Raw genomic sequence first — 24,384 nt, 5'->3', positions numbered from 1 at the left:
ACGGACGACATGAAATCGAAATCAATCGTGCGCAGCCGGCTTCCAGCGAATGACCTTTTTCTCGACGATCGAGACGGCAAAGAAGAGCACCACCGCAAGCGTTGCCGCGATCACCACCGTCGCGTAAAGCAGCGGCGAGCGGAAATTGTAGGTCGCCTCGATGATGAGGGCGCCAAGGCCGAAGCTCGACCCGATCCACTCCGCGACAATGGCCCCCATGACGCTGCTGGTCGCGGCGATCTTGAGCGCGGCAAAGAGGAACGGCAGCGAGGCCGGCAGGCGGACCTTCCAAAAGATCTCCGAATTGCTCGCCGACAACACTCGCATGAGGTCCAGCATTGCCGGGCTGGTGGATTTCAGGCCCTGCACCATGTTGACCAGCGTCGGGAAAAAGCAGATCAGGCCGGCGATGATGATCTTCGGCGCGAACCCGTTGCCCACAAGCAGAACAAGGATTGGCGCGAGCGCGATGATCGGGATCGACTTGATGATCACAGCGATTGGATAGAAGGCCTTCTCGGCGAGCGGGCTATAGACGAACCAGACGGCGAGCAGCACCGCGACGAGATTGCCGAAGACGAAACCCAAGGCCGCTTCCATCAGGGTCGGCAGCAGGTTGGTCCAAAGGATGCCGGCGTTTTCCTTGAACGCGTAGAGCACCTCAACCGGGCTCGGCGCCATGAAGGTCGGAACCGAGAACCCCCAGACGATTAGTTGCCACAGTAAAATACAGCCGACGATCGCAAGCGCAGCAGGCAGGTTGTCGAGCAACGGAGCGAGTAGTTTATTGGCTGCGGCGGCCTTCTTGGTCGACACGGGCACGGTATTTTCTGCCGAATGAATGGTGTCGGTCATCAGCATTGCTCCAGCAGGGCGCGTAACTGCGCGGTGATCCGGATGAACTCCACCGTGTCGCGCATGGCCAGAGTACGCGGACCAGGCAGATCGATCTTCATGAACTCCTTCACCCGGCCGGGATGAGAGGCGAGCATGAGAACGTATTGGCCAAGAAAGACGGCCTCGGGAATCGAGTGGGTGACGAAGAGGATCGTCGTACCCGTTTCCTGCCAGAGCCGCAGGAGCTCCTCGTTAAGCTTGTCGCGCGTGATCTCGTCCAGAGCGCCGAACGGCTCGTCCATCAGGAGGATGCGCGGTCGCGTCACAAGGGCGCGTGCAATCGCCACCCGCTGGCGCTGCCCACCCGACAACTCGTGCGGCAGGGCGTTTTCGCGGCCCTTCAATCCGACAAGAGCCAGAAGCTGCTCCGGATCGGCGAAGGTTGTGTCGGAATCCCGCCTTCCAACCTCCATTGGCAGGCGCACATTCTCGATGGCCGAGCGCCAGGGCAATAGGGTTGCGTCTTGAAAGACGAAGGCGAAATCGCGCCCTTCCCGCGCCTTGCGCGGCATTTGGCCAAGCACCGAGACCGAGCCGTCGCTGATGTGCACCAGATCGGCGATGCACCGGAGCAGAGTCGATTTTCCGCACCCGGAGGGGCCGAGCATCGTCACCAGCGCTCCTTCCTGGATCTGCATGGAAACATCCTGCAGGGCAGTGAATTCGGAGCCTTCATTGCCGAAGCGGATGTGAAGGTTGCTTACGGAAACAGCCGGCGGTGTCCCGTCAGTGGGCGGGGCGGCGTAATTCTGCTTCAGAGTGATCGGCATGGCGATCACCCGACCTGCTTGCGGATATCGGCAGTCGCCTCGAGGATCGAAAGGGTCATGACATCCTCGACAGTCGGAACCGTCTCTTTGAACTGGTCGAGATCAGCGTAGGTCTTGATCTGCGCTGCCCAATTTTCCTCAGTCATGGTTCCCCAACCATCCACCTTCGTCGTCTCGTTGAAAGCGAACTTCATCAGCGGTCCGATCGTCTCGAGTTCGCTTGTCTTGTCGAGGTTGGGATAGGCGTCGATCAGGAGATCGACAGCCTCGCTTTGGTTATCGCGTGCATAGCCCCACCCCTTGGCGGTCGCCGAAATGAAGCCGGCTAGTTCTTCGGAATGATCCGCAAGTTCTTGGTCGGTCGTGTAATAGACGTTGGCGTAAAGCTGTATGCCCGCGTCCCACAGCATCAGATCGATTCTGTCATCGCCGAGAACCTTGAGTGCATTCGTGTTGGTGATCCAGCCCACCACGACATCGGCCTGGCCGGTCACGAGCTGGTTCATGTCTGCACCCATGTTGACGACGTTGACCTGGTCTTCGGGGACACCGTTCTTGGTCAGGAGCGCGCGCAGCAGAACCGCGCCAGTCGGCTGGATTGCAAGCGTCTTGCCGATCATATCCTGGGCGCTTCGAACCGGCTTGGCCTTTCTGGAGAAGTAGGCATAGGGGTGTTGCTGATAGCCGACTGCAATCGCTTTGATCGGAACGCCGGCGCCACGCGCCAGCATGACGGAGGGGCTCGAAGAGATTTGTCCGATCGACGCTTGACCGGCCGCGACGCCGGCAACGCCGTCGACATTCGGTCCGCCAGGGACGATCTCCAGATCGAGCCCATGTTCGGAATAGTAGCCTTTCTTGATCGCAACGATCTCGCCAAGGAGACCGTTGGAGGCGAGCCAGCCGAGCTGCATGCGGATTTTAGCGGGTTCACCGGCGGAACCGGGTCGAACCGACAGGAGAGTCTGCGCGGCGGCAAGACCACCAATGGCCGCTGCCGTCTTCATGAAACCACGTCTGTTGATGCTAAGGTCTGACATTTTATTCCCCTCTTTTTTGCAAAAGACGTTTGATTGAATTGATCATCACCTAACGGAGCGTTCGTATAAAGAATAATTTTTAGTTCAATCGATTGCCAAATTGGCAACGCGCTCAAATGGCTGACGAATGACTGTAAAGGCAGCATGGGCAGCTCGGCTGCAGAGCTGTTATGTTCCGTCCGCTCCAGACAATCGATCACAGTGGTCCGGAGAACGAGGGAGGATAACCGCGAACACCTATCCGTTGGGATCATTACCGACACGGCCGGCACCGTTTCGAGCGTGTCGGCGATATCCATCAATTGACCTGAAGCCTTGAAAGTGTTGCCAATGGGATGGAATGCACTCGAATATTGGGGGAAAGACGCTCGCCGCCTGCAACCACTGACTGGCGGTGTCGCCAATGATGTTTGGAGCGTGCAAATTGGTGGGCAGCTTGCAGTCGCCCGCCTTGGCACTCGCAGCAACGCTGATCTGGGTTGGGAGACAGAGCTCCTCCAGCACCTTGACCGAAACGGCATGACGGTCCCGTTACCTATCCCGACGATGGATGGCCGGATGTTCGTCGATGGCCTGTTGGTGATGCAATACCTAGAGGGCGGGCCGCCTGAGACAGCGGACGACTGGCGCCGCGTGGCCGACACGCTGCGTCAACTGCATCGACTGACGCAGGGTTGGCCGCAGCGTCCGGGCTGGAAATCCTCTACCGACCTGCTGCAAGTTGACCGGGGGACGCGCATCGATCTCACCGCAATGCCACCCGAGGGCGTTGCTCGATGCCGGGCGGCCTGGGCGCGGCTTGCAGGCCGTCAGACATGCGTCGTCCACGGTGACGCTAATCCACGCAACATACTCCTGAGTGCCGGCCGGGTCGCGCTCATCGACTGGGACGAATCACATGTCGACGTTCCTGATCTTGACCTAGAACTGCCCCACAATGCAGCTGATCTCGATGCACACGCATGGGACATCGCCGAACAGGCATCGGCGGCCTGGGAGGCCGCTGTCTGCTGGAGGGACGAATACGCCGTCAAGCGGCTGGCGCAGGTTCGGGCCGTCTAGCCACCAGCTTCCTTGCGCGGCACCTTCATGCGTCCCATTGCTCCTGGCTTGAGCTCAGCGTCGTCTAACCGCTTCCCTTTCGGCTATGGAATATCGATGGTAACGGGTGGCGCCTTTCGCACCATCCATGCCGGAGGATTTCCGCGAACATGCGACGCATGGACGCCAGATCGTTGCACTTGTGGGCGGCGACTGAGACGAACGCCATGCTCTCGTCGGAAATCACGCCGAATTCGAACGAATACCTAGCCCTTTCGGCCAGGGTACGAAGAATTCAACCAGGGTCCGGCCGTTGCCTTCGCGGAAAGGATGAGTGGAGTTCATCCGTGCCAAGGCATCGACCGCTTCCGTTGCGGCGGTGTCGCGATTAAGGCCCCGCAAGAAATTGCGGGATTCGATATCCGACATGGAAGGTTTCATGCCTGAGATGACCGGCCCATTCGCCTCCCGTCAGGCAGCATTGTGCTTCGGCGTTAGATGGAAACCGATGGCCTTCAGAACCGCGATGGTTGTCTCAAGCGTCGGATTTCCGTTTGGGCTCAGGGAGCGATACAGGTGTTCACGGCTCAGCCCAGTGTCACGAGAAATTTGAGTCATGCCTTTTGCACGCGCGATCGTGCCAAGGGCAGACGCAATCAGTTTGGGATCTCCTGCCTCCATAGCCTCTGCGAGAAAGGCTTCGATAGCCTCGTCGCTCGTCAGCATTTCTGCTACGTCGAAATCATAGAATTTCTCAGCCATCATTATCACTCCATTGGGCGGCGATCTCTTTGGCCTTGACCGTCTCCGCGTCGGTCTCGCTCGTGATCGAGACGGTGACGCTGCCCTCTGGATTTGAGGGGTATAGAAAACGGCAACACTGTCGCCCTTTCGCATGGTCCTGTCCTTCCTGATCTGCACGACAACCTTGCTGCGTCGGATTTCGAGCCGTCCAAAGTCGTTCCATTCCTTACGCTGCCAGTGTCATTTGATCCCGGCGTGACTATAGGCTTGAATGCTTCGCGAGCTGCCACTCCAAGACCCATACGGCATGCTCGAACACAGGCACGTCCGATACAACCAACGGAGTTCGAGATGTACAGAACAAGCGGTAACTTCGAGGCGTTTGCCCGCCCTCTCAAGCCGGAAGGGATCGACGGTCGCCGTGCCTATTTCGTCGGTGCGGGCCTCGCCTCGCTGTCTGGTGCCGCGTTCCTGATCCGGGACGCGCAGATGCCAGGTTCCGCCATCACGATTTTCGAGGAACTCGCTTTGCCGGGCGGTAGTATGGACGGCATACTCGACGAACATAAAGGCTTCATCATCCGTGGCGGGCGGGAAATGGAGGCGCATTTCGAGACGCTATGGGACCTGTTCCGTTCGATCCCCTCGCTTCGGACGCCAGACGCTTCCGTTCTGGACGAGATGTACTGGCTGCACAAGACGGACCCCGCCACCAACCCGCGCCGGGCTATCCACAAGCGGGGTGAGCCCATCGAACAGATGCCGGACCTGACGCTGACGCCGAAAGCGGTCGAGGAGCTTGTCGCGCTCGCGCTGATGCGGGAGCAGGATCTCGATGACAAGCGCATCGACGAGGTCTTTACCGAGGAGTTCTTTGCTTCCAACTTCTGGCTCTACTGGGCAACGATGTTCGCATTTGAGCCTTGGGCCAGCGCACTTGAGATGCGGCGCTATATCCTGCGCTTCGTTCATCATGTGTCGACGCTCGCCGACCTCAGTTCGCTGCGCTTCACCTATTATAACCAGTATGAATCGCTTATCCGGCCGCTCGTTAGTTATCTTGAGGGACACGGCGTAACATTCCAGTACGACACGCAGGTCGATGATATCCTGGTCACCGAAGCCGCAGGAGAGAAGGTGGCGACCACCATCAATCTTACGGTAAGCGGACAAGCCCGCCAAAATCGACGTCGCGCCTAAAGACCTGGTATTCGTCACCAACGGCTCGATCACCGAAAGCTCGACCTACGGTGACAATGAAACGCCGGCACCGATCGTCACAGACCGCGGCGGCGCTTGGTCGCTGTGGAAGAACATGGCGGCGCGCGACCGTTCATTCGGCCGCCCTGAAAAGTTCTGCGAGAACATCCCAGAGGCGAATTGGACGATCTCGGCGACTGTCACTCTGACCGACGACCGCATCGCCCCTTACATCGAGCGGATTACCGGCCGCGATCCGCGCTCGGGAAGGATCGTAACCGGAGGGCCGTGCAGCATCAAGGATTCGAGCTGGCTATACGGTTTCTCGATGAGCCGGCAGCCCCATTTCGCCGCGCAGGATCCGCAGAAGGATCTTGTCGTTTGGCTCTATGGCCTGTTTTCAGACAAGCCGGGGGATTACGTCAAAAAGCCGATCCGCGAATGCACCGGTGCCGAACTATGTGCTGAGTGGCTTTATCATCTGGGTGTGCCTGAGGAGGAAATCGACGATTTCGCGCATAATTCGGCGCGCGCGATCCCTTGCAACATGCCCTACATTTCTTCCTATTTCATGCCGCGCGCCGCCGGCGACCGGCCGTTAGTCGTGCCGGAGAGATCGAAGAACCTGGCCTTTATCGGCAATTTCGCCGAGACTGAGAAGGATACGGTGTTCACCACCGAATATTCGGTGCGTACCGCGATGGAGGCGGTTTATACTTTGACCGGCGTCGATCGCGGCGTGCCGGAGGTTTTTGCATCCTCATTCGACATCCGGGTGCTGCTGAGTGCACTCTATCACCTCAACGATCGCAAGCCTCTACATGAGGTGGAGATGCCCATTGTCACCCGTTTGATCGGAAAAGCGGTACTATCCAAGGTCAAGGGCACCTATATCGAAGAGCTTTTGGCCGAAGCAAAGCTGATATGAAAACCACACGTTCTCCGTTGTCAGTTCGCCTCAACAGCGGCACTGGAGTTCGTCGGGCGGCTCGCCCGGTCAATGGTCATGGGGAAGGGGAAGGGGAATGGCGATATGCACTCAAAAACTGGTCGCTGATCTACCCGGGAGATGGCGACGCGCCCGCCCTGGCGCCCATATGGCTGCCGATGACTTGGCTTTGTCGCCAGGGGGCGGGCGGGTGTTCAAGGCGCCGATGCTCGCTCGCTGGAAGGCATTCGCCAACGGCCAGGCTTTCGGAGCCGGCTCTTCTGAACGCTATCGCTGAGATCGCACAGGGCATCGACGCCCGGGTGGGGGCTGCCGGAGCGTGATGCCGTGCTGGAGCGCATCGATACCCATGTAAAGACCCTGGTGCTGATCCTGATAGGTTAAGCGGATTCATTCGATCAGGGCGCATGGGGCTTTCCGGTGGCAGGAGAAAGGCTTTCATCGCGCCGAGGCGTTGGGCAGAGCGTCCGGATGGCTGCCGTCAGCGACGCAAACGTCGCCGATAACTGCACAGCGTAGCGCTCTGAGCCATTGAATCGGACCCTATGCCGGCAGCCGGCATGAGTCCTGCAAGCGAAAAACCCATGGAACTCTGTCGCTTCTATTCGGTTACTTCTCGACACGTTGTCGTCTGGGTATTTCCGTGCGCAAGGTCGGGGTTCTTACCTTTCATCGATGCATAAACTACGGCTCCTATTGGCAGGCGCGCTGCCTGGTCGAAGGGCTCAGCTCCATGGGCATCGATGCCGTGCTTTTGGAGCACAGGTCCCGCCGCGTCGATCGGGCGGAGTGGAAATGCGCCCTTCGGCCGGTTCCGAACGAGAATGGCGATCATGCGCTCTATAGGGCCAAGATCCGGAAATTCTTCCACTCGATCGCGACCTTGCCGCTGTCTGCGCCCTTTCCTCTCGAAGAGCCTGCCCGAACGGAGGATTTCGATCTCGTCATCGTCGGCAGCGACGAAGTCTGGAACCTCAAGCACCCCTGGTATGGAGGCTCTCTGCTCTTTTACGGCGACGGTTTTCGCTCCTCGCGACTCGCCTCCTATGCCGCAAGCTTCGGCAACCAGATCTCTCCCGATGGCATGAACGGCTTCTGGACCGACAAGCTTTTGAACTTTGCCGACATATCCGTCCGCGACCTCAACTCCGCCCGGCTCATCCGCGATCTTTTAGGCTACGAGCCCGAACTCGTTTTGGACCCATGCCTCCAGTTCCCGCGGGTGATCACCGCGCGCGAAAAAGTCGATCCCGGACACGACTATATAGCCCTTTACGGGCATGGTTTTCCGGCCTGGTTCCAAAAGTCCGTGCGGACTTGGGCACGAGAGAAGGAATATCCTCTCGTCAGCATCGGCTATAGGAACGATTGGGCCGATAGCCAATGGATCGATGCCGGACCGGAGGATTACGCCGGCTTCATAGCCGGAGCGCGCGCCGTCGTCACAAACTTCTTCCACGGCTGCATCTTCGCCCTGGTGAATGGGAAGCCTTTCGCCTGCGTGCTTTCCGACTACCGCTCCAACAAGATTCGTGACCTGACCACCCTTATCGGCGCTGATCGCCGTCTCATAGGAGAGGAAAGCGCCTCCATGGATTTGCCCCAGGCGCTCGATCATCCACCGGAACTGGTGATTTCGGAGCGAATCGCAGCACTCAGGCGCAATTCGAATGACTATCTCCGCCATGTCGTCCGGTAGAGCTCTTCGGAAACCCACGTCGGAAGACCTATGCGCACCGCGGGATATCCTGCGCTCCGGGCTCTGCATCGGCTGCGGCGCCTGCCTCGCCGGGTCCGAGCGGGAGGATCTGGAGATGGCCTTCGACCGCTACGGCCAATTGAAGCCGACAGGCGCTGCAGCGTGGCTTAGAGAGCCGAGCGCTGAATTTTCTGCTATTTGTCCGTTCTCTCCGGCCGCCGGCGATGAGGACGAACTGGCGCTCCGGCATTTTCCCGCAGCGGCGCATAAGGATCCGCTGCTTGGCCGGTTCGAGGTAGCCTTCGTCGGTTATGCCGAGGAAGCGGACTATCGGGCAAATGGAAGTTCGGGCGGGCTCGTGACCTGGGTCGCCAAGGAACTTCTCACCCGCGGCATGATCGATGGGGTGGCGCATGTAACCGAAAACGCGAACCCACAGGGAAACGAGCCCTTGTCCCGCTACACGCTTTCGCGGACGCTTGCGGATCTTCGCGCCGGCGCGAAGTCCCGCTACTATCCCGTGGAGCTGTCGGGCGTGCTCGATGAAATCCGCAAAATCCCCGGCCGATATGCGGTCATCGGCGTACCCTGCTTCATCAAGGCCGTTCGGCTTTCCTGCGCTGCAGATCCCCTGTTGAAGGAGCGGATCCCCTTCACGCTCGGCCTCTTCTGCGGGCACATGAAAAGCGCCCGCATGGCCGAAAGTTTCGCATGGCAGATGCATCGCGATCTCCGTGAGGCGAAACACTTCGATTATCGGATGAAGTCCCCCGACCGCCCCGCCAACTGGTATCGGGCGCAGATGACGCTTATGGATGGAAGCACCTCCGCGCTCGATTGGTGGCATATGGCCGATGGCGACTGGGGGGCCGGTTTCTTTCAGAATTCGGCCTGCAATTTCTGCGACGACGTGGTGGCCGAGACCGCCGATATAGCATTCGGCGATGCTTGGCATGAACCCTATTCTTCCGACGGAAGGGGAACCAATGTGGTTATCGTCCGCTCCCCTCACCTTCTTAATCTCATTCAAGTCGGTATTGCCGAAAAGCGGCTATCGCTGTCACCTGTCGAACCGGACTTCGTCATCGCAACGCAGGCAGCCGGTTTCCGCCAGCGGCGCGAGGGCCTGTCCTTCCGGCTCACCTGGCCTCGACTGGGCATCCGCCCGCGCAAGCGGGTCGCGGCTGGCAGCCATCACTTGAGCGCGCAACGCAAGACGATCTACCTCATGCGCTATGCGATCAGCCATTGGAGCCACAGGGTCTTCTGGCTGGCGCGTCGATTAAACCAGCCCGTACTCTATCTCGCCTGGGCCCGCGCTGTATTGGCGAGCTATCACGGCCTTGCCTATTCACGGGGAAAATTGGGCCGCTTTCTGGCACGAATTGGCTTCGGAGGCATCGAATCTCGAAGATGAATTTAGTGCGAGGGGGAGCTAGCATTGCTCCGGGATCCTCGCCCGGCCCTCGTGAACCTGCCCTGGTACGCCGAAAAGAGTCCTAGGCCGCCGGCTTTCCAGAGCTCCGCCTGCTGCTGGCTTGAGATAAAGAAGAGGAGACACACCGCCACCTTGTTGAAAGAAACAGGTGTGCGCGTATCCGCCAAGCTTGTGAGTATGCGCCGATCATGGGAATTATCGAAGAAACATAACTCATTGTCTCTACTGTTAGCTGATCCGCGGGAAAGGGGACTTCGTCGTTACCAGGCCAGATCGGTCTCGGTGAAGTCATCTCCCTTATAGGCGAGTTGCAAGCGATAAGCCTTGGCACAGGCATAGGCGAAGCAGTCACCCATGTTGAGCTTGGCAGGATGATTGACGATCTTGCCATATCGCTGCGCGGCATCGAGGGCCTTGTTGCCCACGTCACCGCTGATCATGGCTTCGCGGGCTGCAAGGTCAGTGGCGAACTGATCAACTAAGCGGCGGGCCTGCTCGAACATTTTCGGCGTGGCTGGCTTGTCCTTACCGGTGGCCTCGGCCAGTCGCCTTGCTAGAGAAAGTGTAGCCTCCATGCGAACGATGGCCGACATATAAAAAGGGCCTCCGTCCCGCTCTAGCCGGTCCATCAGCTCGGCACTATCCGGCTCTTGGGCAAGAATGGCGACGACGACTGACGCATCAACAAACAGCATCAGTCTTCGCCCCACATTTCATCGGTTTCAACCTTATGATCTCCCGGTGCAAAAGGACCGACAACCCGCGCCATTTCGAGAGACTTGGCGAGCCTCTGGCGCATTGGCAGACTGCCTCTGCGCTGTGCAATCTCATGAATGAGCGCGAGTTTGACAGCCTCGACTTTCGTGGATTTTGTCAGTCCGACCAGCTCTTCGGTGAGTTTGTCCACCTCGGGATCTTTGATATAGAGCGGCATAGCGGCATATCCTTTTAAGGATATTATAATATCCTCCCTTACATATCCTCGCAAGTAAACTTTGCTCGAAATCGGGGTACGATGAGCAACAATGGGGCGGTGCCGCCGGGAACGTATCGAAGGCTATAGCGCAGGGGCTTAAGAATGGCTCGCCTTGCCGCAGAGACCGAAAGCGGCTCCGCTTTCACGATCTTTGCTCCGGAGACAATCGTGGGAGAGATGATAAAAAAATCACCCGGGGGAAGAGAAGTCACATCTGATCCGTATATGCGGGTATGGATCCTGAAAATCGATCTTTCGACGTCATCGGGCAGCTTGGAGCGCTGAGGCGCTACGCGCGTTCCCTCGTCCGGGATTCGGCAGAGGCGGAGGATCTTGTCCACGACGCTCTTGTTCGAGCGTATGACCGTCGCATCACATTCAAAAAGGGCGCGAATCTGCGCACGTGGTTGCTCTCGATCGTTCACAACACCCATATCGACAGGATCAGAGGTGCGCTCGCGCGCCGACGTCGCGATGACGCAGCCGTTCTGGAGGCGGAGCTATCTTATTCGGGGAACCAGGAGCACGCGGTCAGGCTTCGGCAGGTCCAGCAAGCCTTCATGGCCCTGCCGGAGGATCAGCGTGAAGCTCTGCATCTTATCGCCGTGGAGGATCTCTCCTATCAGGAGGCAGCCGACGCACTCGGCGTTCCTGTCGGCACCCTGATGTCACGTGTCTCGCGTGCGCGCGCAACCCTGCGGGCCCTTGAAGCCGAAGGAAAGCACGCGAGTCACCTGAGAGTTGTGGGAGGCGGCGATGACTGACGTCGAAACCATTCTCGATACCGATCTCGATGCCTATGTCGACAATCAGCTCGATGCAGCGGGTCGTCTTCGGGTCGAGTCCTATCTTGCCCAACATCCCGCCGCGGCAGCGCGCGTCATGTCCGATCTCGGAACGCGAACGATGCTGAAGCTTATACTTGTCCCGCAGCCTGAGGCGTGTCGTCCAGACACGCGCGAGGCAGCACGCCGCCTTTCATCCGTTCTTTCGGGCAGACGCATGTGGGCCGCCCTCCAACGCGTAGCGGCGGTGGCGGTTTTAGTCTCCGCCGGATGGTTTGCCAATTCGTCTTTGGGAACCCGCGAGGTCGTGGCCTCCGTTCCTCCGCCGGTCTTTATCGAACAGGCAGTGCGCGCCCATCAAACATCGCTCGTGCGGGAAGCCATGCCCTCGCAGCCGGAAGTGAATACCTACGACCGTGAAGACATCCGCGCCGCTACCGCGATCGTCATGCCGGACCTGCCGACGGATTGGCAGATATCGGATGTTCAGGTCTTTCCGTCCAGTTACGGTCCGAGTGTCGAGGTAAGTATCCGGACGAAAGACGGCACGCAAATTTCCTTGTTCGCGGTGAGGCCCGGCCACTTCGCCGTCGAGCAGGTAAAGAACCTCACTCTCGCCGAGGCCGAGGCCGCATGGTGGCAGCTCGGCGAAGTCGCTTATGCGGTGATCTCAAGCAAGCCCGGTACCGGCCTCTCAGACGAGGCGGATCTTCTCATGAATTCACTCTACTGATCGTCAAGGAGACTTTCATGTATCAGAACCAGAACCGCTTCGGCGGCTACAGTCAGGCATCTGCTGCCGCCTTCGACGAAGGCCTGCGCAAGCACATGCTGCGCGTCTACAATTACATGGGTCTCGGTCTAGTGGTGACGGGTTTCGTCGCCTTCATCGTCGGCACGACGCCGGCGCTTTATGTGCCGATCTTCTCCACCCCACTGAAATGGGTGGTGATGCTGGCGCCGCTCGCCTTCGTGTTTTTCTTTTCGTTCCGCATCCAGACGATGTCGGCATCGACCGCCCAGCTGACCTTCTGGGCCTTTTGTGCCGTCATGGGCCTGTCGCTCGCCTCGGTCTTTCTCGTCTTCACAGGCGCCAGCATCGCCAGGACCTTCTTCATCGCCGCCACCATGTTCGGCGCGACCAGTCTCTACGGCTACGTCACCAAGCGCGACCTGTCGAAGTTCGGCTCCTTTCTGATCATGGGTCTGATCGGCGTGGTCATCGCCTCAATCGTCAACATCTTCCTTGGTTCGAGCGCGCTGCAGTTCGCGATCTCGGTGATCGGCATCATCGTCTTCGTCGGGTTGACGGCCTGGGACACGCAGAGCATCAAGGAGCGCTACGCCGAAAATTACGACCAGGAATCCCAACAGAAGCTCGCCGTGTTCGGCGCGCTGTCTCTCTACCTGAACTTCGTCAATATCTTCCAGCTTCTGCTGAATTTTACCGGGCAGCGTGAAGAGTAGCCAAAAGCAGAGACCCAAGGAGTCATTTCATGGATCGCAACGACCAGCAGGCCATCGAGAGCCTGTTCTCCAAGCTCGCCCTCGTTGAGCAGCAATCCGGACAGCGCGATGCGGAATCGGACCGTTTCATCCAGCAGCGCATCAACCAACATCCGGGCGCGCCGTATTACATGGCGCAGACGATCGTCGTGCAGGAACAGGCTCTCGAAGCCGCGCAGCGCCGCATCGAGGAACTCGAGTACCAGGCTTCCCAGGGCCAGCAGCGGGGTGGCTTCTTTTCATCGATGTTCGGGAACAGCACAGCTCCCCGAAGCACGTCGCCACAACCGGCAGCCTATGGGCGCCCCGCTCCTGCCTCCCCATGGGGTAACCAGCAACAGGGCTATGGCCAGCAGACAGCGCAGCAGCGCTCGGGTGGTGGCTTCCTAGCGGGTGCCGCACAAACGGCAATGGGTGTAGCGGGCGGCGTCCTTTTAGGAAACGCGATCGCAGGAATGTTCACGGGAGACGAGGCGCAGGCCGCGGAACCGGATGCGACAGCGCCGAATGACGAAGCACCTGCCGACGACATGGACCTCGGCGGCGACGAGGACATCTGAGTTCCGTCCCGCTGCAGTTGAGCCGCCGGGTGCGCACCCGATCCTCCCAAGCCCCCCGACGGCTCAATACCTTGCCAGAAATGTCGTTGCTTTTCCGGCCCAGCTGGACCAGACGACTTGGCGTCCCGCCTTCCGGCATGCTTATCTAGATGGCGAACCTCCATTTCTCGTCGGTCGGCGGAGCATCCAGCGCGACCACAAACGCGGGATCCGATCGACCAAGTTGTCAGATTGTCTTGGCTGCCTCGTTGGGTAGGTTGATCGAACGGAAGATGGTATTTACCCACCCATGACCACTCGAATACCTCCGAAGCTGCCGCTAAGCCGAAACGGCCAAGGCCCTCGATCAAAGGCGTGGTCTCGCCTTTCGTGGCTTTTGGCGAGGAAGATACCTCAGGATGCCTGACGGTTCCGAAACCGATGAGAGTTCGGAGAGTTGCCGAAACAACCGCGACGGTCCTGATCCGGCGTTGCGTCATCCCATCCCGGTCTCCAGCTACACGTCCGCCGCCCCGGTTATCCGGGCCACTCTTTGCGTTTTCCCGTTCAACAACAGAAGGATTGGCTAGCCCGAAAGGCGGCCTTTAAGCTCAATGATTTTCGAATGGATGTCCGACCCGGCAGCGTGGGCGGGTCTCGCCACCTTGATCGTGCTGGAGGTCGTGCTTGGCATCGATAACCTTGTCTTCATCGCGATCCTGGCCGACAAACTCCCGGAGCACCAGCGCGAGAAGGCCCGGCTAATCGGCCTCAGTCTTGCGCTCGGCATGCGACTCATACTGCTTGCTTCGGTCGCTTGGATCGTGACGCTGACGGCGCCGTTGTTCACCGTGGCAGGTCTTGAGATATCGGGAAGAGATCTCATCCTTCTGTTTGGCGGACTCTTCCTTCTTTTTAAGGGGACAATGGAGCTTCACGAGCGGCTCGAAGGACACTCCGGCGCTAAGGAGGGCAAGATCGAGCATGCCATCTTCTGGCATGTGCTGGTGCAAATCGTCGTCCTTGACGCAGTGTTCTCGCTGGACAGCGTCATCACCGCCGTTGGGATGGTTCAGCACCTCTCCGTCATGATGATCGCCGTGATCATCGCAGTCGCAGTTATGCTGCTAGCCTCGAAGCCGCTTATGGCCTTCGTGTCGAAGCATCCGACGGTGGTAATCCTCTGCCTCGGCTTCCTGATGATGATCGGCTTTTCGCTCATCGTGGAAGGCCTGGGCTTCCACATACCTAAGGGCTACCTCTATGCGGCGATCGGCTTTTCGGTGCTGATCGAGGCCTTCAACCAGATCGGCCGCCGCAATCGCGAGCGTTTCATGACGACCGGTGACCTACGCGAACGGACGGCGAGTGCCGTTCTGTCTTTGCTCGGCAGGCGGCAAAGCGAAGCCCCCCTTGGAGAGGCGGCCAACGTGATTGCGGAAAGGACATCGGAGAGCGAACTGTTCACGCCCGTCGAGCACGAGATGATCGAAAGCGTGCTGACGCTTGCCGATCGCCCGGCGAAATCCGTCATGACGCCCCGTCTCGATATCGAATGGCTGGATATCGAGGACACCGACGATGAGCTTCGCCGCAAGATCATCGAAACCGGTCATTCCCGCTTTCCGATCGCCCGCGGCAGCCTTGACGAGTTCCTCGGCGTTGCACTCGCCAAGGACCTACTCCGGGACTTTCTCGAAGACGGAAAGATCGACTTCCAGAAATCATTGCGCCAGCCGCTTGTGGTGCACGAAAGCGTCAGTGCATTGCGCCTGCTGGAACAGCTCCGCAAATCCCCGCTCCAGGTCGCCATCATTCTCGACGAGTTCGGGTCGGTGGAGGGCATGGTGACACCGACGGACCTGTTGGAAGCGATCGCCGGTGATTTCGCCGACGATGGCGATGACCAGCTCACCGTCGAGCGGGCGGACGACGGATCGTTGCTAGTCGACGGATGGATTGACATTCGCCATATCTCACGGCTTCTCGATACCGACCTTGTCGATGACGCCGATCGCTACTCCACGCTTGCGGGGCTGCTTCTCTGGAGGCTAGGACACCTGCCGCGTGAGGGCGAGACGATCGAGTTCCAGGACTTGACATATGAGGTCGTCAGCCTCGACGGGCGCAACATCGACAAGGTCAGGATCAGGCAGAAGAAGCACCACGCTTCAAGAATGGGGCTGCAAGCTGATTGAGTAATTGCCGTGATCGGGTGACATGACACGCCACCCGTATGCAGTTAGCGTACCCATATCAAGCGGGAGGACGACAATGTCCCTCCTGCGAAGAACTGCGGCATCAGACGGTCGCTTTGCGAGACTGGCGAGGTACCAATCACGACACGCTCGACAATTTCCGCCGCCAATCGAACTAGCGACGCCGTGTGACTTCCGGTGGATAAAGCGGCAACACTCCATCTATTCATGCGCATCACTGAGCACTCTTATGAACCAATGCATGAAAATGGGGTGGCCGCTTACCGAACAAGCTCGAATCTCTCAAGCATCTGCAAGAACTTCGAGTCCACGGATGGTTCTGACTGTTGGATCCATGACCTGGACGTTCATTTCAACGATCCGTCCCTGCTGTGCGGCCTCCGCGACGCGGGCAACCGGGTCGTTCTTGAGGAAATCGAGCTTCAGGCAATATCGTCGCCCTCGAAGCGCCGTCTCGTCATGTCGCCCGCGACAATCATCGTCGGGTTGGCCTTGGCGATAGTTTCCCAGCCGACGGTCGGCCACTCCTCGTTACTGTCAACGACATTCCGGATTCCGAGCTCTGCCATGAGATACGCCGGAACACCGCCCTCACCTGCCACATACGGATCGGCATTCAATATTCCACGCCGAAACACACCGGATCACGCGTCTTGTCTTCATTGGTCGCGATCTGCCCAAGGACATCATCAGCGACGGCTTCGCCAAGTGCCGCGCGGTTCGGCAGGCCGCCGAATAGCACTCCGGTCTCGCAATCAGGAACGCGATGAGATTGTCTCTTACCCGCAACCGTCTGCTTGCTGCTGCCGCAGCGGGCATCGCCTTCGCGTCATCCGGCGCATTCGTCGAAGAGGAGCATGAGACAAAGGAGGTGTGGTGACGTCATGCATGCGGTCAAGACCGGTATCAACTTCTCCATCGCGGTGATCATGGTGATCTGGACGAATCGGATCCGGCATTGCTGCCGGCAGCGGACGGGCAGCTTGGGGATAACATCGATGAGAAGCGGCCGTTCCGTATCGACCTTGAACCGGTATTTCAGTGACTTCTCTCGGCCTCTGGAAGAAGTTCACTCCCGAGCGGGTCGACGCCAGTTGCATCTGAGTAGTATGTTTGGATGTCCCTATCCGAAAGCCAGAATGGACCGAAACGACTCCAGAACCGCTGAGCCAGCAGCACCCGGTATCGCTCCAACGCCACTCGGGTTAAGATGTATAGCTGAGAACCATGGACGCCTTGTCGGACCACCTACGTCAGGAGGGCAGTGTGAAATCGCCAACGGTGAGAGTTATGGCCGCGGCCGAAGAAGATCTGGCGATCGAAACGGTCATGCTGGCGTTTGCAGCGGATCCTATGGCGCGATGGACCTGGCCGCATGCACACCAGTACCTTGCGGCGATGCCGCGAATGATCCGGGCGTTCGGAAGCAGCGCATTCTCCAACGGAAGCGCCTTTTGCACCGACGGCTACGCCGGGACGGCGCTGTGGCTACCGCCCGGAATACATGCCGACGAGGAAGGGCTTGGTGCGGTGCTCGAGAGCACGGTTGCGAGCAGTCTTGCCCCCGAAACAACGGCAATATTCGAGCAGATGGCCGAGTACCACCCGACCGAACCACATTGGTACCTGCCCCTGATCGGCGTCGACCCGGCGCATCAAGGCGAAGGTCACGGCGACGCCTTGATGGCGTACGCACTCGCGCGGTGCAATCGCGATCACGTGCCAGCCTATTTGGAGTCCTCGAACCCGCGCAATATTCCGTTCTACCGACGCTACGGCTTCGAACCGCTCGGCGCGATCCAGGTCGGCTCGTCGCCGACGCTCGTCCCGATGCTGCGGCGATCGCGTTGAGCTTCAGTTCGATCCGATGGTTTGTGGCATATGGGCACCGAGCGCGACACAGCCGCGAAACGAAGACGGAATGGACCAGCTTGACCGTTTACCGACGGGGCGCCTAGTCAGGTCATAGGCGATGTTCGCTTTTAAGAGTCGGGCGATATGGAGGCGCGAAGCAGCTATTGAATGCATTGAACTCTAATGTCCAGGTCTAAGCCGTCGGGCTCGGTTGGCAGTTTTGCGGACGAACGGACGAAACGGACGATCGTCAAACCCGATAGGCGTCTGGCCACTGGCAGAGTGCCGCCACATATCATCACCGCCTTGCGGTTCACGCCTCCACGCCAGGGCACCATCTGTACCCCGCGATCATCCGCGACCCGACTATTCACGTATTTCTGAAATCTGATGACCATAGATGCCGGACCGAACCGTGCCATCCTGCGCTTTTCACCTGGATTTCCAATATTTTCCGCGCTCTGTACGGTAGCGTACCAAGCTTGTTCTATGGGCATGTTGCGGATAACATAAGCGGATCGTCTGCAGACTGAACAGGGCGCAGACGGCTAAGGGTTCTTATGTGCTCTTGCCCCGTTTTGGGAGGGAAGCACATATGGTTGCTCCTCAACAATCCTCCATGCAGAACAAGCTTCTGGCGCTGCTCCCGGCGGCTGACTATGATCAGGTCGCTGCGGATTTAAAGTATGTTGGCCTTCCACGCGGCACCTCTATTGCCGAGGCCGGAAAGCCAATCGAATATGTCTACTTCCTGACATCAGGCATAGGCTCCATCGTCGCCACCACGCCCGAAGGTCATCGCGCGGAGGCGGGCGTGTTTGGGTTTGATGGCTACGTCCCCACCACCGCCGTGACAGGGGCCGAGATAAGTTCGCATGACGTCGGCATTCAGTTGGAAGGGGATGGCTATCGGATGGACTACGTTTCGTTCCGAGGCTGGATGGAGCAAAACAGGAATCTCTCAAAGGTGATGATCCGCTCCATCGAAGCTTTCTCGGTCCAGTTGGCGTATACGGCCGTCTCAAACGCAATTCACGACGTGAACGAGCGATTAGCTCGATGGTTGCTCATGTGCCATGACCGGGTGACCGGCAATGAAATCGCACTGACGCACGACTTCATTTCCCTGATGCTCGCTGTCCGGCGGCCAAGCGTCACGACATCGCTGCATATCCTGGAGGGCAATGGTTTCATCAGGGCAGAGCGCGGCATCATCACCATCCGGAACCGAGCGGCTCTGGAAGAGTTCGCACATGACGCCTACGGCAAGCCGGAGCAAGAATACCGACGTCTCATGAAAGACCTTTTCTGAGATATCGGCTAGATTTGTGCCGAACATGCCTATGAGGAACCGACGCTGACGCGATGAGCCGGCTATTTTTTGAGTATCCGCAGGAGCGGCGAGACCGTCCCGACGAGCATATGTAAGTGTGCGATAAGGGAGATCAGCTGCAGCTCATCATCTCTTTTCACGAAGTAGTTCAGGAGCAACTTAGGAAATAAGCCTCAGAACACGCCGAGGAGACGGCGGTATTCCTCTTCAGGCTTGCCGTAGGCGCCGCCTGCAAACTCCTCCAGTCCCTTGCGGTCCCGGATAGTGATCCGGCCTCTTTCGGTGCGGACGAGTTTCCTGCCCTCAAGCACATGAAGTGCATTGGTCACGCTCGGCCGCCGGACAGCGAGCATCAGGGAAATGAAGTCGTGCGTCAGTGCGATCTCATCGCCATCCACCCGGTCATGACACATCAGCAGCCAGCGAGCCAAACGCTCATCTACCTGATAGTTGGCATTGCAAAGGGCGGTGTAGGAAATCTGCGACGCAAAGGTCTGGATAAATCTTGCGAGCAGGTTGGCAAAGACCGGGTTCTGCGGAAGAGCTTCGAGAGTTGCCTTTATGGGTATCCGGAACCCGTGTCCTGCCACTTGCATGAGCACCTCATGAATGCTGACCGAGCCGCCGACGCCAGCTGGCGTGGGTGAGAACCCCTCGCGGCCGAACATTCCCGCCTCTGCCCTTTGCCCCTCCTGCGAGACAGTCACGACAGAACCGATGCCGCTACAGAGAAAATAGACATAGTCGATTGGACGATCCGCACCAACGATGACGGTTCCGCGCGGTAGGTCGATCGGTTGGAATGCAGGCTTGATCTTTTGAGTTTCGGTCTCTGGCAAGAGCGCAAGAAGGCGGTTTCGTGAATAGGAATGTTCCAAGACGTGCATGGCTCTCGCTGTCGGGCGGGAGCGCTCAGCTCCCTACCGCCGAGCCCTTAAGCTTTCTGGGCGGTTGCCGATTCTATAGCATCGTGTCTGTCGAGTTGATTTTGCGTACGCTGGCAGACGCTCAGCCCGCGTTCCCGTGTAAGTGCTATCCTGAAATCTCCCAGTAAATGGAGGAAAGGTAGTGGCCGATGGCACGTCCCGGGGGAAAGCCTGTTCTGCTTTTGGAGGACCAGGCGCTGATCGCGATCTATGTAGAAGAGCTTCTTCTTCAGGCCGGATTCGAGACGGTTATGACCTTTTCATCACGCGTCGCCGCGACCAATTGGCTTCGGGGATATACACCGGAGCTCGCGATCATCGAAGCGCGGCTGAGGGATGGCCCTTGTGACGATATCGCCACGTTACTTGTCGAGCGCGACGTTCCCTACATCGTGCATTCCGGGGAAAGGGATGGTGACGGCGATCATCCTCTGATGAACGGCAAATGCAAATGGATCGACAAGCCCTCTCATCCAGACGATTTGATCAAAGCCATTAAGGAATGTGGGGCCCGATCCAATAAGCGTGATTGGCGTGCCGGAAGATCAAGCTACCCTGGTCAGCTCTAAGACCGACCAACCCGTGATACCGTTTCGATGTGTCCTCCCCTCCTAGGAAGCCAATCGCACCACCACCTTGCCGTCATCAAAATCGTCAACACTTGAGAGCACGAGTGAGCGCGGCCTATTGAACAGTCATCCTGTTAAACTAAATTATTTATTGCCGGCTGCCGAAACGGGGCCGGCTCGTCAATCCGGCGTCGAGGACGTCTGAACTTGACGCCGTCTTGTACCCATGTTGCTTCAAAGGAGGATGTGGCTATGAGAACCACCACTTTCGATTTTTCTCCCCTGTTCCGATCGAGCATCGGTTTCGACCGAATGCTGAACGCACTTGACGCCGCAAGCCGCGTCGAGTCGATCGACAGCTGGCCCCCCTATGACATTGTCAAAACCGGCGAAAACGACTATCGCATCGCCATGGCGGTTGCCGGCTTCTCGCAGGACGAGATGACGATCACGCAGGAGCAGAACATGCTCGTCGTGTCGGGCCAGAAACAGAACGGCGAAGACGGCGAGTATCTGCACCGCGGTATTGCCGGCCGTTCCTTCCAGCGTCGGTTCGAGCTCGCCGATCATGTCAAGGTCTTGAGCGCCCACCTCGCCAATGGCCTTTTGACCATCGATCTGAAGCGGGAAATCCCCGAAGCGATGAAACCGCGCCGGATCGAGATTGCCCGCGATCAGGCTCTACCGAAAGCCGAAACCAAGCAGATCGAAGCGGGCAAGGCGGTCGCCTAAGGCTTGCTACAGCCGAACATGACCCAGGTGCCGAGCAGCGCTCGGCACCTGCGGCCGAGCTTTGCCAAGAAACCAAAGAAAGGAGAATGTCATGAGCGTCCGTGATTTGATTCCATGGGGCCGCAATGGCAGCAATCAGGCCCCGCCCCTTTACCGCGACGACAATCGCGATCCGTTCCTGTCGTTGCACCGTGAGGTGAACCGGCTGTTCGACGACGTCTTCCGCTCCTTCGACAGCCGCCTTCCGGCCTTCGGCTCCCTCTCCTCCCTCAACGCTGGCTGGCCGACCGTCGAGATCTCCGAGACCGACAAGGAAATCAAGGTGACGGCCGAAGTCCCCGGCATGGAGGAAAAGGAGATTGAAGTGCTATTCGACCAGGGCGTACTCACCCTCAGGGGGGAAAAGCGCTCGGAAACGGAAGATCAGGAAAAGCAGTTCTCCGAACGCTTCTACGGCCGCTTCGAACGGCGCATTCCGCTCGGTCATGAAGTCGAGGACGACAAAATCGACGCCCGGTTCAAGAATGGCGTCTTGACCGTCGTTCTACCGAAGAGCGCCAAGGCGCAATCGCAGATCAAGCGCATCGCGATCAGGAGCTGACGATGATGGAGCGTCGGCGTCGCGCTTCCGGCGGCGCCGGCGCTGGCGCTTGCTATGGCGTTCTCGACGTTCATCCGTTCCCCGGCCACGTCTGCTCTCGTCGCACTGGTGATCTGGCTGATTCTCAGCCTCTTCTGGAGCATAATTGCACCCCTGATCGCAGGCTTCATCTCGCCGATCGATCCCTACAATCCGATGACGCTACTCTCCAACTTCGAGACCCAGCAGGCAGTCAGCCGTCTGTCGCCGCAGACGCTCTACGGGGAGATATCGGCCTTGCTCCTTGATCCTGCCGCTCGATCCGTCGGGCCGTTGTTCATGGATCAGCTACAGGGTGCGGTGATAGGGGCGCTTTTGCCGACGATCGACAGTCTGCTGATCATATGGCCGCAGATATGGGCCTCATCGCCGCGATGCTCGTCCTGTTTCACGCTGGCTTATGTGCTATTCCAGCTGCAGGAAATCAGAGCTTAGCCATCGTCAACGCGTGGGTAAGCCCGCGCGTTGACGGAACACTACGCATAAAAAACATCCGGGCTCTTTGGCTGACGGAGTTGTCCTAGAGACGTGCATGCGCTCTCCAAGACGAAGACCGACCACCTACATACGTATGAAATCTCACTCGCGGTATTCGGTACCCTCGACGGAGACATGTATGAGCCAAGATCCATACGAACTTTTAGGCGTGCAGCGGAATGCGACGCAGAGGGAAATCCAGAGCGCATTTCGCAAAGCCGCCAAGAAATTGCACCCCGACCTCAATCCTGGCGATAAGGAGGCGGAGGCGAAATTCAAGGAGATTTCCGCCGCTTACGAACTTCTGAGCGACGAGGAAAAGCGTCACCGCTTCGACCGTGGCGAGATCGACATGACGGGGGCTGAACAAGCATCACGCAGCTTCTATCGGGACTATGCCTCGGCAAGCAGTCCCGGGGACCCTTACCACAACGCAGGTGGCTTTGCCGATTTCGGAGATGCCGACGACATTTTCGCAAGTTTTTTCTCGCGCCGTGGCAGCGCGGGGTTCGGTTCGGCCGGGCGTGACCGCCATTTTGTGATGGAGATCGATTTCCTGGACGCCATCACTGGTACCACGACCCAAGTGAAGTTGCCCGATGGCCCGCCTCTCGACATCCGAATTCCGCCTGGCACACGTGATGGCCAGACCCTGCGCCTGCGCGGCAAGGGCAGTTCCGGCTACGGCAGCGGCCCGGCCGGCGATGCGCTAATCGATATCAAGGTCCGCCCGCACCGCTTCTTCATCCGCGACGGCGACGATATCCGCCTCGAGCTGCCGGTCACGCTGGCCGAAGCCGTGCTCGGCGGCAAGGTGCGCGTACCGACGCCCTCCGGCCCCGTAAACGTGGCTCTGCCGCCGAATTCCAGCAGCGGCAAGGTGCTACGTCTCAAGGGCAAGGGCGTGCCGAAGCGTAATGGCACGGCTGGTGATGTCTATGTGACATTGAAGATCGTGTTGCCCGACCAACCTGACGAGCAGCTCACCGATTTCATGAGGGGATGGACACCGGGGAGTACGCAAAATCCGAGAAGGGACATGGAGGTATGAACATGGACGATCGTGAGTTCTGTCTCCATCTCAAAATCGAGGTGGCCGAGCTCGACTTCTGGATCGAGCAGGGTTGGCTATCGCCGGCCTCACTGAAGGGGCAGCGTCGCTTCCGGGATATCGATCTTGCCCGCGCTACGCTGATTTTCGACCTGACGCGCCGCATGGGTGTCAATGAAGCTGGCATCGACATTGTCATGGACCTCGTCGATCAGCTCTACGGCATGCGCAGGACAATGCGGGACCTCATTTCAATCATCAATCAGGAGGATGCTGCGGTCCAGCAGCGCCTGCTTGCTGCTCTGGACAAACTCTACGACAGTTAATGGCCAGGTCTCCGGCCCTCGAAGAGAGGCGGAGAATCCCGGTCACCGTCCCGGATCCCGCGAGGTACGCTGATCACAAGCTCATCGTCACCTCACGCCGCCGAGTTGAAGGTAACAGCAAAGCGCGACGAAGACACCGGCAGAACGACGCGTGCTTTGCCGCGCAAACGAGATCTTATTTATCTTGCGACTGACCGACTATGCGGGTTGAGTTGCTCTATCCCCGCCTCCTTGAAGGGCATCCAAGCTCCAGACCCCCGGTCCGGCTGCTGAAATATAGAGAAACAGGAAGCAATACAGCATCGCGGCTTCGCCGTGATTGAGTACCGGGAAAAAACCGTCCGACCCGTGCGCCAAGAAATATGCGAAGGCCATCAGCCCCGAAAGCAGGAAGGCGACCGGCCGCGCGAAGAGACCGACCACCAACAGGAGGCCACCAACCACTTCGAGAACTCCAGCTGTGTAAAGCAACGTGTTGAGAGGATATTCAAAGGGTGCAGGCCAGCCGAACAACTTCATGGTGCCATGGGTGAAGAACGACCCAGCCGCAAAGATGCGCAAGACACTCAGAAGGTGAGGAGCGAAGTTTCGGATATAGGGAATTTGCCAAGAGGCCATGTTCATCTCCGGAGTGATTAAATCGGTTGCTACTAGGGTGAAACTACGTGTTCAA

28 protein-coding genes and 2 pseudogenes are annotated in these 24,384 nt (G+C 58.6%); 19 read left to right on the top strand and 11 right to left on the bottom strand.

From position 1 onward, the window contains the following. Positions 1-21 precede the first annotated feature (21 nt). The 4 genes from YH62_RS05050 to YH62_RS30440 are packed head-to-tail and all read right to left on the bottom strand — an operon-like array spanning position 22 to position 3,006. Positions 22-855, bottom strand: a complete 834-nt coding sequence (locus tag YH62_RS05050; RefSeq protein ID WP_046793103.1) for an ABC transporter permease — start codon at positions 853-855, stop codon at positions 22-24. Then, entirely contained in the window at positions 855-1,667 is an 813-nt protein-coding gene (locus YH62_RS05045) for an ABC transporter ATP-binding protein (protein WP_046793669.1), read from the bottom strand. Before YH62_RS05045 ends, YH62_RS05050 begins: the two co-directional genes overlap by 1 nt. 5 nt (positions 1,668-1,672) lie before the next feature. After that, complete coding sequence (locus YH62_RS05040) at positions 1,673-2,707, bottom strand: ABC transporter substrate-binding protein (RefSeq protein ID WP_046793102.1); 1,035 nt, start codon at positions 2,705-2,707, stop codon at positions 1,673-1,675. Further along, entirely contained in the window at positions 2,671-3,006 is a 336-nt protein-coding gene (locus tag YH62_RS30440; RefSeq protein WP_170986318.1) for a hypothetical protein, read from the bottom strand. Before YH62_RS30440 ends, YH62_RS05040 begins: the two co-directional genes overlap by 37 nt. Positions 3,007-3,037: 31 nt before the next feature. Here YH62_RS30440 and YH62_RS05035 point away from each other — a divergent pair, with 31 nt between their 5' ends. After that, positions 3,038-3,769, top strand: a complete 732-nt coding sequence (locus YH62_RS05035) for a phosphotransferase (RefSeq protein WP_046793101.1) — start codon at positions 3,038-3,040, stop codon at positions 3,767-3,769. A 222-nt stretch (positions 3,770-3,991) separates the two neighbouring features. Here the strand turns inward: YH62_RS05035 and YH62_RS05030 are convergent, their stop codons facing one another. Together YH62_RS05030 and YH62_RS05025 are read right to left on the bottom strand one after the other, a co-directional pair. Then, a complete protein-coding gene (locus tag YH62_RS05030; protein WP_046793100.1) occupies positions 3,992-4,177 on the bottom strand; it encodes a Fic family protein in 186 nt (61 codons plus the stop codon). Positions 4,178-4,219: 42 nt separating this feature from the next. Beyond that, positions 4,220-4,510 carry an addiction module antidote protein gene (locus tag YH62_RS05025; RefSeq protein WP_046793668.1) on the bottom strand — a complete coding sequence of 97 codons (291 nt, stop codon included), beginning with the start codon at positions 4,508-4,510 and terminating at the stop codon, positions 4,220-4,222. A 333-nt stretch (positions 4,511-4,843) separates the two neighbouring features. On the opposite strand from YH62_RS05025, the pseudogene YH62_RS31110 reads away from it, so the two are divergent. The 3 genes and pseudogenes from YH62_RS31110 (at position 4,844) to YH62_RS05010 (ending at position 9,757) form a co-directional block, all read left to right on the top strand. Continuing rightward, positions 4,844-6,620, top strand: a pseudogene (locus tag YH62_RS31110) (oleate hydratase). Between the two features lie 664 nt (positions 6,621-7,284). Continuing rightward, the gene (locus tag YH62_RS05015; RefSeq protein ID WP_046793099.1) at positions 7,285-8,340 is read left to right on the top strand and encodes a polysaccharide pyruvyl transferase family protein; all 1,056 of its coding nucleotides are present in this window, start codon (positions 7,285-7,287) and stop codon (positions 8,338-8,340) included. A 115-nt stretch (positions 8,341-8,455) separates the two neighbouring features. Continuing rightward, entirely contained in the window at positions 8,456-9,757 is a 1,302-nt protein-coding gene (locus tag YH62_RS05010; RefSeq protein ID WP_046793098.1) for a Coenzyme F420 hydrogenase/dehydrogenase, beta subunit C-terminal domain, read from the top strand. Between the two features lie 281 nt (positions 9,758-10,038). Here YH62_RS05010 and YH62_RS05005 read toward each other — a convergent pair whose 3' ends face one another. After that, positions 10,039-10,473 (bottom strand): type II toxin-antitoxin system VapC family toxin, encoded by a 435-nt coding sequence (locus YH62_RS05005; protein WP_046793097.1) that lies wholly within the window; start codon positions 10,471-10,473, stop codon positions 10,039-10,041. Continuing rightward, on the bottom strand, positions 10,473-10,712 hold the full coding sequence (locus tag YH62_RS05000; protein WP_046793096.1) for a type II toxin-antitoxin system VapB family antitoxin: 240 nt from the start codon (positions 10,710-10,712) through the stop codon (positions 10,473-10,475). Before YH62_RS05000 ends, YH62_RS05005 begins: the two co-directional genes overlap by 1 nt. A 275-nt stretch (positions 10,713-10,987) precedes the next feature. Between YH62_RS05000 and YH62_RS04995 the strand changes: the two genes are divergently transcribed. The 5 genes from YH62_RS04995 (at position 10,988) to YH62_RS04975 (ending at position 15,782) form a co-directional block, all read left to right on the top strand. After that, positions 10,988-11,518, top strand: a complete 531-nt coding sequence (locus YH62_RS04995; protein WP_046793095.1) for a sigma-70 family RNA polymerase sigma factor — start codon at positions 10,988-10,990, stop codon at positions 11,516-11,518. Continuing rightward, a complete protein-coding gene (locus YH62_RS04990) occupies positions 11,511-12,272 on the top strand; it encodes an anti-sigma factor (RefSeq protein WP_046793094.1) in 762 nt (253 codons plus the stop codon). The genes YH62_RS04995 and YH62_RS04990 overlap by 8 nt, the downstream gene beginning before the upstream one ends. 17 nt (positions 12,273-12,289) lie before the next feature. After that, positions 12,290-13,006, top strand: coding sequence for a Bax inhibitor-1/YccA family protein (locus YH62_RS04985; protein ID WP_046793093.1), 717 nt, complete (start codon positions 12,290-12,292; stop codon positions 13,004-13,006). A gap of 29 nt (positions 13,007-13,035) precedes the next feature. After that, positions 13,036-13,605 (top strand): DUF2076 domain-containing protein, encoded by a 570-nt coding sequence (locus YH62_RS04980; RefSeq protein WP_046793092.1) that lies wholly within the window; start codon positions 13,036-13,038, stop codon positions 13,603-13,605. Between the two features lie 593 nt (positions 13,606-14,198). Beyond that, positions 14,199-15,782, top strand: a complete 1,584-nt coding sequence (locus tag YH62_RS04975; RefSeq protein WP_046793091.1) for a TerC family protein — start codon at positions 14,199-14,201, stop codon at positions 15,780-15,782. A gap of 303 nt (positions 15,783-16,085) precedes the next feature. Here YH62_RS04975 and YH62_RS29355 read toward each other — a convergent pair. Beyond that, positions 16,086-16,423: pseudogene (locus YH62_RS29355) on the bottom strand (ABC transporter substrate-binding protein); the annotation flags it as partial. On the opposite strand from YH62_RS29355, the gene YH62_RS31105 reads away from it, so the two are divergent. From YH62_RS31105 to YH62_RS04955, 3 genes are all read left to right on the top strand, one after another. Then, positions 16,399-16,542, top strand: a complete 144-nt coding sequence (locus tag YH62_RS31105; protein WP_137326701.1) for a GTP-binding protein — start codon at positions 16,399-16,401, stop codon at positions 16,540-16,542. The pseudogene YH62_RS29355 and the gene YH62_RS31105 sit on opposite strands and share 25 nt — an antisense overlap. 551 nt (positions 16,543-17,093) lie before the next feature. After that, entirely contained in the window at positions 17,094-17,654 is a 561-nt protein-coding gene (locus tag YH62_RS04965; RefSeq protein WP_046793089.1) for a GNAT family N-acetyltransferase, read from the top strand. Positions 17,655-18,252: 598 nt separating this feature from the next. Further along, complete coding sequence (locus tag YH62_RS04955) at positions 18,253-18,969, top strand: Crp/Fnr family transcriptional regulator (RefSeq protein WP_046793087.1); 717 nt, start codon at positions 18,253-18,255, stop codon at positions 18,967-18,969. A gap of 194 nt (positions 18,970-19,163) precedes the next feature. On the opposite strand, the gene YH62_RS04950 is transcribed toward YH62_RS04955, so the two are convergent. After that, positions 19,164-19,877, bottom strand: a complete 714-nt coding sequence (locus tag YH62_RS04950) for a Crp/Fnr family transcriptional regulator (RefSeq protein ID WP_046793086.1) — start codon at positions 19,875-19,877, stop codon at positions 19,164-19,166. A 188-nt stretch (positions 19,878-20,065) separates the two neighbouring features. On the opposite strand from YH62_RS04950, the gene YH62_RS04945 reads away from it, so the two are divergent. The 7 genes from YH62_RS04945 (at position 20,066) to YH62_RS29350 (ending at position 23,905) form a co-directional block, all read left to right on the top strand. Further along, the gene (locus YH62_RS04945) at positions 20,066-20,485 is read left to right on the top strand and encodes a response regulator (protein ID WP_046793085.1); all 420 of its coding nucleotides are present in this window, start codon (positions 20,066-20,068) and stop codon (positions 20,483-20,485) included. A gap of 252 nt (positions 20,486-20,737) precedes the next feature. After that, complete coding sequence (locus YH62_RS04940; RefSeq protein ID WP_046793084.1) at positions 20,738-21,217, top strand: Hsp20 family protein; 480 nt, start codon at positions 20,738-20,740, stop codon at positions 21,215-21,217. A 91-nt stretch (positions 21,218-21,308) separates the two neighbouring features. Beyond that, positions 21,309-21,818 carry an Hsp20/alpha crystallin family protein gene (locus YH62_RS04935; protein WP_046793083.1) on the top strand — a complete coding sequence of 170 codons (510 nt, stop codon included), beginning with the start codon at positions 21,309-21,311 and terminating at the stop codon, positions 21,816-21,818. 54 nt (positions 21,819-21,872) lie between these two features. Then, complete coding sequence (locus YH62_RS04930; RefSeq protein WP_052760341.1) at positions 21,873-22,292, top strand: ABC transporter permease subunit; 420 nt, start codon at positions 21,873-21,875, stop codon at positions 22,290-22,292. A gap of 181 nt (positions 22,293-22,473) precedes the next feature. Further along, on the top strand, positions 22,474-23,385 hold the full coding sequence (locus YH62_RS04925) for a DnaJ C-terminal domain-containing protein (RefSeq protein WP_046793082.1): 912 nt from the start codon (positions 22,474-22,476) through the stop codon (positions 23,383-23,385). Positions 23,386-23,387: 2 nt separating this feature from the next. Beyond that, positions 23,388-23,711: a chaperone modulator CbpM gene (locus tag YH62_RS04920; RefSeq protein ID WP_046793081.1), complete on the top strand. Its 324-nt coding sequence runs from the start codon at positions 23,388-23,390 to the stop codon at positions 23,709-23,711. Then, positions 23,711-23,905, top strand: coding sequence for a GSU2403 family nucleotidyltransferase fold protein (locus YH62_RS29350; RefSeq protein ID WP_082118240.1), 195 nt, complete (start codon positions 23,711-23,713; stop codon positions 23,903-23,905). The genes YH62_RS04920 and YH62_RS29350 overlap by 1 nt, the downstream gene beginning before the upstream one ends. Before the next feature lie 4 nt (positions 23,906-23,909). Here YH62_RS29350 and YH62_RS04915 read toward each other — a convergent pair whose 3' ends face one another. Next, complete coding sequence (locus YH62_RS04915; RefSeq protein WP_137326696.1) at positions 23,910-24,329, bottom strand: DoxX family protein; 420 nt, start codon at positions 24,327-24,329, stop codon at positions 23,910-23,912. Positions 24,330-24,384: the final 55 nt, after the last annotated feature.

It is taken from the genome of Rhizobium sp. LC145, assembly GCF_001005825.1.
Lineage (GTDB): Bacteria > Pseudomonadota > Alphaproteobacteria > Rhizobiales > Rhizobiaceae > Neorhizobium.
Note: the sequence above shows the minus strand (reverse complement) of the source record. Positions and strands in the feature narration are given on the sequence as shown.